Here is a 9,408-nt window from a genome sequence, read left to right on the forward strand (position 1 = left end):
CCGCCCCGCCCGCCCCGCCCGCCCCGCCCGCTCATCTGCTCTCGGCGGAGCCGAAGGCCAGGCGGGAAACGGTGATACCGGCATTCTCGAACACCACGTACAGATCGTGCACTCCCTGGGCCCCCTCGAGCCCGCCGACGACCCGCGACAGGTCGTAGCGGCCGGCGCGCGGGACGGGCACGGCGCCGAGGGCGGGGCCGTACAGGGGGTCGCCGAGGCGGAGGGTGACCACGCCGCCCTCGGTGCTGGTGGCCTCGATCGCGCAGGCGGCGGCCCCGGTCCCGAAGTCGACCCCGCGGAAGAGGATCCAGGCGCCCTCGGCCGTGGAGCGTACGGCGTCGCCGGAGACCCGGGAGGCGTCGGTGAACGCCACCGCGTCGTACTCGTCGTGGTCCGCGGCCGGGATCGGCGCGGCGAGGGCGTCGCGGGGCGGGATGTGTTCGCCGGTGACGTGGACCGTCGCGCACAGGCGGATGTCCCGGGCCGAGCGGCCCACCATGATCTTGTGGGGCGCGTCCTCGACCGCGAACCGGTTCCTGGTCACGTCCCAGAAGGCCAGGTCGGCGACGTCGAGGGTCCAGCGGAGCGCGGCGCTCTCGCCGGGCTCCAGCCGGAGCTTGGTGAAGTCCCGCAGGCGGCGCAGCGGCTGCTTGACTCGGGAGCGCTGCTGGTGGGTGTAGAGCTGGACGACCTCCGTGCCGGGCCGGGAGCCGGTGTTGGCGACCGTCGCCGAGACGGTGATCTTCCCGTCCGCGACCTCGGCGGTCAGGTCGCGGTAGTCGAAGTCGGTGTAGGACAGGCCGTGGCCGAAGGGGTAGAGCGGGGTGCCGCGGTAGTACTGGTAGGTGGCGTCGCTGGCGATGATGTCGTAGTCGAGCAGGTCGGGCAGCTCGCACGCCGAGCGGTACCACGTCTGGGTGAGGCGTCCCTCGGGGTCGGCGTCGCCGAAGAGCACCTCGGCCAGCGCGTGGCCGTACTCCTGACCGCCGTGCGAGGACCACAGCACCGCGGGCAGGTCCCGCTCCGACCAGGTCATCGGGTAGCCGCTGCTGATCACCATGACGGTCTTCGGGTTGGCCGCGCGCACCGCCGCCACCACGGCCTCCTGCGCCGCGGGGAGCGCCAGGTCGAGGCGGTCCTCGGTCTCGCGCCCGTTGACCAGCGGGTGGTCGCCGACCACGACGACCGCGACGTCCGCGGCGGCGGCCAGCGCGGCGGCGCTCTCGGCCCCGCTGACGACCGTCTCCACGGTCAGCCAGAGCGCCGCGTCGGCGTCGTCCACCAGCCGGAGGACCGCCGCGCCGGGCGCCGTACCGTCCGAGGCCGCGCCGGGGTCGGCGGCCGGCCCGACGTAGCGGCCGGTGGAGATGTGCCGGAGCGCCAGCGTGCCGCGCGGCCGGTCCTCCAGCCGGAAGGTCTGGCGCACCTCCCAGCCGTTCGGTCCCGGCTGGTCGTTGACCAGCGTGCCGGAGTCGTCCACCGAGACGTACCGGCCGGTCGCCGCGGCGCGCAGGGCGTAGGCCCCGCCGCCCCAGTCGAACAGGTCGAACAGGCCCTCGGCCGTGCCCGCCTCCGCGGTGAGCCCGAGCGGCCCGCCGCCGGGGTCGGCGACGACGTGCCCGTTCTCGGCGGTCAGCGTGATCCGGTCCACCGCCTCGCAGAACACCGTCTCGCACCGCTCGGCGAGGCCGGCGCGGGCGGTGACGGCGTACGGCAGCGTGCCGGAGTACCAGTCCTCCATGAGGGTGTCGCCGAGCTGGCCGATGACGGCGATCCTGGTGACCCCGGACAGCGGGAGGATGCCGTCGTTCTCCAGGAGCACGATCGAGCGGCGGGCGGCCTCGCGGGCCAGCGCCTGGTGCTCGGGGCGGTTGACGACGGCCTCGGTCACGTCGTCGTACGGCGTGGCGGGGTCGAACTCGCCGAGCCGGAACCGGATGGAAAGCGCATGCCTGACGGCCGCGTCGACGTCCGCCTCGGTGAGCAGGCCCCGCTCCAGCGCGTCGCGGATGTGGCCGAGCACGGCCTCGGTGCGGTCGTCGTCCTGGGTGAAGCTGTCCAGCCCGGCCTTGATCGCGTGCGCGTAGGCCTCGGCGGCGTCGTCGTGGTAGGCCTGCAGACCGGTGAGGTTGCCGGGGGCGTAGGCGTCGCTGACCACCAGGACGTCGTCCGGGGCCCAGGTGCGCAGCACCTCGTTGATCAGCGGACTGAGGTGCGCCGGGCGGCCGTTGACCAGGTTGTAGGAGGGCATCACGGCCACCGCCGCGCCGGACTCCAGCGCGGGCCGGTAGGCGGGCAGCTCGTACTCGTGGAGCACCCGGGGCGGCAGGTCGCTGGAGGTGGTGCAGCGGTCGGTCTCGTTGTTGTAGCCGAGGAAGTGCTTGAGCGTCGGCGCGGTCTTCAGGATGGTGGGATCACTCCCCCGGAGGCCGGAGGCGTACGCCACCGCCATCACGCCGGTCAGCCACGGGTCCTCGGAGTAGCCCTCCTCGTTCCGCCCCCAGCGGGGGTCGCGCAGCGGGTTGACCACCGGCGCCCACACGTTCCGCCCCGCCCCGGCCGGGTCCTTGCGGTGGAAGGCCAGGACCTCGTCGGACGTCGCCTCGCCGACCCGCCGGACCAGCTCGGGGTCCCAGGTGCTGGCCAGCCCGACCGCCTGCGGGAAGACCGTGGCCGGCCCCAGCCAGGCCAGGCCGTGCAGGGCCTCGGTGCCGGTGCGGAACGGGCCCACGCCCAGCCGCTCGACCGGGGCCTGGTACTGGTGCAGCAGGGCGACCTTCTCCGCCAGGCTCAGCCTGCCCTGCAGGTCGGCGATGCGGTCGGCGAGCGGGAGCTCGGGGTCGCGGAACGGTTCGTTCATCGGGGGGACCATCCCTCTGGTGAGCGTCGAAGCGCTTCGACAACGGGGCGAGAAAACGCGCCTCTGTCGAAGCGCTTCGATAGTCGGTCCAGGAAAACTCCGCCCGTTACACGAATGTTTCGAGCAGAGTTTCCCTGAAGGGTGCCTGGCTGTGAGATCCAGGTCAAGACCTGCGGAGAAAATCACCGATCATTCTTCGGTTCCGGGCCGCCCCGGACGCCCCCGCGCCGAGGTCAGGAGACGCGGGGCAGCCGGCCGGAGTCCACCGAGTCGAGCACCCGGGCCGCGCCGCCCAGCGCCGCCGCGTCGTAGCCCAGGGTCGAGGCCACCACCCGGCAGCCCCCGCCCTCGGGCGCGATCGTGCGGTCGCGCGCCTCCTCCTCCACCGCCGGCAGCAGCCAGGGCGCCAGCGGCACGTAGTAGCCGCCCAGGATGACCACCTCGGGGTTGAGCAGGTTGGCCACCACCGCCACGCCCTTGCCGAGCTGCCGCCCGACCTCCGCCAGCAGGCCGAGGGTCCGGGAGTCGCCGGCGCGGGCCAGCCGTACCACCTCGTCGAGCTCGATCTCCACCTCGGCGGGCGAGAGCGGGACGTGCCGGAGCACCGCGCCGATCCCGGCGACGGCCTCCAGGCAGCCGGTCCGCCCGCACCGGCACCCGGCGCCGAGCGGGTCGAGCTGGATGTGACCGATCTCGCCGCCGTAGCCCCTGCCGCCGCGGCGGATCCGGCCGTCCAGGATGATCCCGGCGCCGACCCCGATCTCGCCGGTGAGGTAGACCAGGTTGGCGGTCCCGGCCTGCGAGCCGAAGCGGTGCTCGGCCAGGGCCGCCAGGTTGGCGTCGTTCTCGACCTGGACGGCGAAGCCGGGGTCGCGCAGCGCCTTGGCCAGGTCTCCGGCCAGGTCGGCGTCGCGCCAGCCGAGGTTGGGCGCGATGAGCACCGTGCCGTCCGTGCCGACCAGGCCGGGCACGCCCACGGTCAGGCCGAGGACCTGGCGCTCCTGCTTGGCCATCCGGCCGACCACCCGGCGGACGATCGCCGCGACGGCCGCGACGGCCTGGCCGGTCGAGCCGTCAGTGCCGGGAAGCGAGCCGGAGAAGGAGCGCCGCCACGACAGCAGCCGCTCCCCCGACAGGTCCACCGCCACCGCGGTGACGTAGTCGACGTTGACCTCGATGCCGATCGCGGCGTACGGCGAGCCGTCGAGCACGAGCATCGTGGCCGGCGCCGACACGGTTCTCGGTCAGCCCGGTCTCGCGCACCAGGCGGCGGTCGATCAGGTCGGCGACCAGGCTCGACACGGTCGCCTTGTTGAGGCCCGTGGAAGCCGCGATGTCCGCCCGCGAGCACGGCGCGTGCTCGCGCACGAACCGCAGCACCACGGCGAGGTTGGTGGCCCGGACATCGGCGAAGTCGGCCGGCTGCGGATTCGTCGTAGATGTGATCAAGGTCCGTCCCGTCCCGATCGGCCCGGGCTCCGTCTTGCGAACGGCCCCCGGCTGGCCCCATCATGCCTCACCCGCCCCAAGGACCGCGATCGTCGGCCCCTTGTGGCGGGAGTGCCCCTCGACTAATTTGTTTGGTCAAAAGACGAACTAACTCTATCTCGGACCCATCCTCCTAGGACAACCCCCGCCCGTCCATGACAACGAAGGGAACGCGCCGTGAAAACTCCCCCCGAGGGCGCGACGACCAGCCGCCGAGGCTTCCTCGGCCTCGTGGGACTCAGCGCGGTCGCGGCCGCGAGCGGCGGCCTGCTCAGCGCCTGCTCCACGCCGAGCGGTCCCCGGCCCGGCTCCGGAGGAGCCACCGCGGCCGCCCTCGACAAGCTGACCTCGCAGGTGCCGACGCACGTCCCCTACGCGGGCGTCACCGCCGACATCGTCGGGCAGAACGGCGCGCCCGGCGGCTTCACCAAGTATCCCGCCTCGCTCGTCGACGCGGTCACCGCCAAGCCCGGCAAGGGCGGCCACTACAAGGCCATGACGCCGCTGTGGGGCCCGCTCCCGCCGCCGCTGGGCGAGAACTCCTACTTCGAGGCCGTCAACGCCGACCTCGGCGCGACCCTCGAGTTCAACATCCTCGACGGCATGACGATCATCGAGAAGATGAACGCGATCATCGCCGGCGGCGACGTCGTGGACATCACGATGATCCCGAGCTGGACCGTCAACCAGATCCCCCAGTTCGGCGAGGCCGTGGGCCGGCTCTTCGAGGACCTCACGCCCTACCTGCAGGGCGACGCCGTCAAGAAGTACCCGCTGCTGGCCAACATCAGCACCGACGCCTGGAAGTGGGGGGTCTTCAACGACAAGCTGACCGGCATCCCCGGCAGCTACACCTTCCCGATGGGCGTGGTGCTCCTCTACCGCAAGGACCTGTTCGACTCCAGCGGCTGGACCGCCCCCAAGAGCGCCGACGAGATGCTCGCCCTGGGCAAGGAGATCAACGACCCCAAGCAGAAGCGCTGGGCCTTCGGCGACATCAAGCTGATGGCCTACCAGATCTTCCGCGCCCCCAAGGAGTGGGTCCTGTCCGGCGGCAAGCTGGTCCACCGGTACGAGACGCCGGAGTTCGAGGCGGCGGTCGAGTTCATGCGCAAGCTGTACGAGGGCAAGCTGATCCACCCCGACATCGTCAGCAGCAAGGGCGCCAACGCCAAGGAGCTGTTCAAGTCCGGCCAGATCCTCGTCACCCAGGACGGCTTCGGCGGGTGGAAGGAGATGCTGGAGCAGATGATCCCCACCAAGCCCGACTTCTGGATCGAGGCGGTGCCGTCCTTCGGCCACGACGGGGGCGCCCCCGGCTACCACAAGAGCGAGGAGCCGGGGCAGTACACCTTCATCAAGAAGGGCCTGGCCAAGGAGAAGGTCGAGGAGATCCTCTCCCTGATGAACTACCTGGCCGCGCCGTTCGGCACGCAGGAGCACATGCTGTCCGTCTACGGCGTCGAGGGCAAGCACTACACCAAGACGGAGGCCGGAGCCCCCAAGAGGACCGATCTCGGCCTCAAGGAGGCCCCGCCGACGTACTTCTTCCTCAGCGGCCGGCCCGACGCGATCACCGAGAGCGAGCTCCCCCGGTATGTGGAGACCGCCGCGAACTGGTACAACGAGGCCGCCCAGCACTGGGCGCCCAACCCGCACGAGGGCATCCGGATCCAGCGGCCCTCGGAGTACGCCGCCCTGGAGCAGCCCACCGAGGACAAGATCCAGGACGTCGTCCGCGGCCGCCGCCCGCTCAGCGAGCTGAAGAAGGTCGTCGACGAGTGGCGCAAGGACGGCGGCGACAAGAGCCGCGAGTTCTACCTGAAGGTGCTGCAGGACAACGGCCGTGCTTGACAACGCCGAGAAGGCCGGAAAGGACGCGAGCACCGGACCGGCGGGTGACCTGACCTCACCCGCCGGCGCCGGCGCTCCCGCGAAGCGTAGCAAGGCCGGCAAAAAGGCCGGCAAAAAGGCCGGTGGAAAGCCCGGGGCAAAGCCCTCGCTGGGCAGCCGGCTGCGGCACGACTGGCAGCTGCTGCTGATGACCGTGCCCGCGGTCGGGCTGCTGGCGGTGTTCCACTACATCCCGACGCTCGGCAACGTGATCGCCTTCCAGGACTACTCCCCCCACGTCGGGATCGCGGAGAGCCCCTGGATCGGCTTCACCAACTTCCAGTGGCTGCTCACCGACCAGAGCTTCTGGGACGCCACGCTGAACACGCTCACCATCACGGCGTTCCAGCTGGTGTTCTACTTCCCGCTGCCGATCCTGCTGGCGGTCCTGCTCGACAGCGTGATGAACCCCCGGGTCCGGCTGTTCGTGCAGAGCATCGTCTACATGCCGCACTTCTTCTCCTGGGTGCTGGTCGTCACGCTGTTCCAGCAGATCCTGGGCGGCGCGGGGCTGATCTCCCAGTTGCTGCGCGCCAACGGCTACGACGGCATCGACCTCATGACCGACCCGGACGTCTTCCTGCTGCTGGTGACGGCGGAGTCGGTGTGGAAGGACGCCGGCTGGGGGACGATCATCTTCCTGGCGGCGCTGGCGGCGATCAACCAGAACCTCTACGAGGCGGCGGCGGTGGACGGCGCCGGCCGGTGGCGGCGGATCTGGCACATCACCCTGCCGGGGCTGCGCCCGGTCATCGTGCTGCTGCTGATCCTCCGTCTCGGCGACGCGCTCAACGTCGGCTTCGAGCAGTTCTTCCTCCAGCGCGACGCGGTGGGCCGGGAGGCCGCGGAGGTGCTGGACACCTTCGTCTACTGGCGCACGCTCGTCACCGGGGAGTGGAGCTACGGCGCCGCGGCCGGCCTGGTCAAGGGCGTCGTCGGCCTGGTCCTCATCCTCGTGGCCAACAAGGTCGCCCACCGGTTCGGCGAACAGGGAATCTACAAACGATCATGAGTACACGTCCCGCATGGGAGGAGGCGCCGAGCGTGCCGGGCAGGCTGGCCAAGGGCCTGACCCTGACCCTCATCTCGCTCGTCGTCCTCTTCCCGATCTACATCGTGGTGCTCACCAGCCTGTCCCCCGCCGCGGCGGTGAACGAGGCCGGCGGCCTGGTGGTGGTGCCCAACGGGTTCTCCTTCGCCGCCTACGAGGAGCTGTTCTCCGGCGGCGTGGTCAGCCGCTCCGTGCTGGTGAGCCTCGGCATCACCGTGGTGGGCACGGCGGTGAGCCTGGTCTGCACGGTGCTCGCGGCCTACGGCCTGTCCCGGCCGGGCTCGCTGTTCCAGCGGCCGCTGCTGTTCATGATCCTGCTGACGTTCCTGTTCACGCCGGGCATGATCCCCAGCTACCTGATGGTCAAGTCGCTCGGCCTGATCGACAGCTACTGGTCGCTGATCCTGCCGGGCGCGATCAACGCGTTCAACCTCGTGGTGATGCGGGCCTTCTTCATGAACATCCCGGAGGAGGTGCCCGACAGCGCCCGGATCGACGGGGCGAGCGAGTTCCGCATCCTGACCCGGATCATCCTGCCCATGTCCAAGGGCGTCACCGCGGTCATCGGCCTGTTCTACGCCGTGGGCTACTGGAACGCCTTCTTCAACGCCATCCTGTACATCAACGACAACACCAAGTGGCCCCTCCAGCTGGTGATGCGCCAGTACGTCCAGCAGGGCCAGTCGCTCACCCTCGGTTCGGCGGTGGACACCTCGGTGGCCGGCGCCCTCCCGCCCAACCTGGCCATCCAGATGGCCATCGTCGTGCTCGCCCTGCTCCCCGTGCTGTTCGTCTACCCCTTCGTCCAGAAGCACTTCACCAAGGGCGTCATCATCGGCGCCGTCAAGGGCTGACCCTCCCCGGCCGCCCGGCGCCGCCCTCCTCGGCGCCGGGCCGTGCCGTACGCCCCGGTGCGCGGCCGTACGGCATGCGGTGTCCCCTGACGGGCTGCCTCATCGACACCTCAGCACTGTGGCACCTGCTCCGCACCCCGGAGCCACCGGAGGAACGGGCGGGTCGGATCACCTCTTGACCGTGACCTCCGGGTAGCGCGCGGAGGCCCGGTCGAGCAGCGGCCGCGACCGCCCGCGCAGGTGCAGGTCGAAGAAGGCCCCGACGTACTTCCGGGTGATCTCCAGCGAGCGGGCGCCGGGGAGCGTGCCGAACATGTCCTCGTTCTTGATCACGTCGGCCAGGAGCGGCGCGTAGTCGGTGAGGGCGTTGTGCCCCATGCCCTTGACCGTCACCCAGCGCTTCCAGCCGGCCATGTTCTTCCAGTCCCGCCCCCAGGTGGGGTCGCTCCCGCCCTGCGCGTGGGCCTCACCGGCTCCCAGCAGCATGAACGGCTTGCGGAGCCCCTCGTCGGGGATCGGGATCCAGAAGGTGCCGTCCATGTTCACCCCGGCGCGCACCCGGGGATCGGTGAGCATGGTGTGCGTGGCGCTGTTGCCGCCGAGGGAGTGGCCGGCCATGCCGATCCGGGACCGGTCGATCAGCCGGGCGTGCTCCCAGGCGGGCTCCTTCCCGGTCAGCCGGTCGAGCACGAAGGAGACATCCGCCGCGCGGACCCGGGTGCTCTTCTCACCGAACGCCGGGGTGCCCCCGGACTCGCAGGTGGTGCAGGGGGTGGTCCGCCCGTCCGGGAAGGTCGTGGGGGACTCGTGCGTGTGGTCGATGCCCGCCACCGCGTAGCCCCGGCTCGCCAGGTCCTCCGACAGGGCCGTCAGCGAGCTGCGGGGCATGCCGAACCCGGGCGAGAGCACCACGAGGGGCAGGCCGCGCCGCCGCCCGAGCGGCGCCGCTCCGGCGACCGCGTTGGTCCGCGTCCCGGCGAGCGCGTTGACGACCTCGGCCCCGGCGCCCTGCTCCTTGAGCAGCAGCTCCGCCTCCTTCACGGTCATGTACGGCGCCCGCTCCCCCTTGGCGGTCCTGGCCGGGTACCAGATCGAGACCATGAGCTCGCGCGGCTTCCCGGCCACCCAGGGGTCGGTGCGGGAGCCGTCCACCAGGTGCAGCGTGGTCGTGCCCACCGCGTGCGGGCCGGTCGGCCGGGGCAGGGCAAGCCCCGGAGCCCGATCCGGCGCGGCGGCCGGCGCACCGAGCGGGTACGGCGCTG

The 9,408-nt window shown here is 71.3% G+C and carries 6 protein-coding genes and 1 pseudogene; 3 read left to right on the plus strand and 4 right to left on the minus strand.

Annotated features, from left to right (window positions below):
• Positions 1–31: 31 nt before the first annotated feature.
• The 3 genes and pseudogenes from ACWJ6R_RS22920 to ACWJ6R_RS22930 all read right to left on the minus strand — a co-directional run.
• Entirely contained in the window at positions 32–2,860 is a 2,829-nt protein-coding gene (locus ACWJ6R_RS22920) for a glycoside hydrolase family 3 C-terminal domain-containing protein (RefSeq protein WP_449064202.1), read from the minus strand.
• A gap of 233 nt (positions 2,861–3,093) precedes the next feature.
• A complete protein-coding gene (locus ACWJ6R_RS22925; protein WP_449064203.1) occupies positions 3,094–4,095 on the minus strand; it encodes an ROK family protein in 1,002 nt (333 codons plus the stop codon).
• 79 nt (positions 4,096–4,174) lie between these two features.
• A pseudogene (locus ACWJ6R_RS22930) lies at positions 4,175–4,243 on the minus strand (hypothetical protein); the annotation flags it as partial.
• Positions 4,244–4,525: 282 nt separating this feature from the next.
• Here ACWJ6R_RS22930 and ACWJ6R_RS22935 point away from each other — a divergent pair.
• The 3 genes from ACWJ6R_RS22935 to ACWJ6R_RS22945 are packed head-to-tail and all read left to right on the plus strand — an operon-like array spanning position 4,526 to position 8,146.
• A complete protein-coding gene (locus ACWJ6R_RS22935) occupies positions 4,526–6,202 on the plus strand; it encodes an extracellular solute-binding protein (RefSeq protein WP_449064204.1) in 1,677 nt (558 codons plus the stop codon).
• Between the two features lie 49 nt (positions 6,203–6,251).
• Positions 6,252–7,253: an ABC transporter permease gene (locus tag ACWJ6R_RS22940; RefSeq protein ID WP_449064207.1), complete on the plus strand. Its 1,002-nt coding sequence runs from the start codon at positions 6,252–6,254 to the stop codon at positions 7,251–7,253.
• Entirely contained in the window at positions 7,250–8,146 is an 897-nt protein-coding gene (locus tag ACWJ6R_RS22945) for a carbohydrate ABC transporter permease (RefSeq protein WP_449064205.1), read from the plus strand. The genes ACWJ6R_RS22940 and ACWJ6R_RS22945 overlap by 4 nt, the downstream gene beginning before the upstream one ends.
• Positions 8,147–8,314: 168 nt before the next feature.
• Here ACWJ6R_RS22945 and ACWJ6R_RS22950 read toward each other — a convergent pair.
• On the minus strand, positions 8,315–9,408 hold a 1,094-nt coding region (locus ACWJ6R_RS22950), incomplete at its 5' end, for an alpha/beta hydrolase family protein (protein WP_449064206.1).

The organism is Planomonospora algeriensis, assembly GCF_977012225.1.